Origin of the sequence: Streptococcus sp. HMSC076C09 (assembly GCF_001837905.1) — a bacterium.
GTDB lineage: Bacteria > Bacillota > Bacilli > Lactobacillales > Streptococcaceae > Streptococcus > Streptococcus parasanguinis_I.
This window is the reverse complement of the sequence record NZ_KV834621.1, coordinates 1-390: the sequence shown is the minus strand read 5'-3', so window position 1 is coordinate 390 and position 390 is coordinate 1. Positions and strand designations below refer to the sequence as shown.

General features: G+C 34.1%; 1 pseudogene. It reads right to left on the bottom strand.

From position 1 onward, the window contains the following. A pseudogene (locus HMPREF2704_RS02120) lies at positions 1–390 on the bottom strand (site-specific integrase); the annotation flags it as partial.

Genomic DNA, 390 nt, shown 5'->3' with positions numbered 1-390 from the left:
AAAATAACATCTCAAAAGCACTATTTGGCATATCGCGAAAAATAGCTTTCTCAGTGTTGCTATCATCCACGTAGATTTCAAAATTTGGTTCTTTACGCTTTATAACCCGTCCTCTACTATTCGTAAAAGTTGTCGTAGTATACAATTCTTCTGCTTTTAACTTAGCCTTTCCCTCTCGCTCACTTAAATAAAGAGTTAAGAAGTCGAGAATTGCATTTACGCATTTTTCAACAGTGCTTTTCTTTCTTTTTTCTCTATCTCCTGGTAACTGAGATAATCCATAAAGCGTAAAAAACTCTCTGACCATCTCAAGTGTAAGTTGATCTACACTTTTAAGTCCAAGAGTACCAAATATGAAATTAAGAAACTTAACAACGTAAGAAAAGCGTT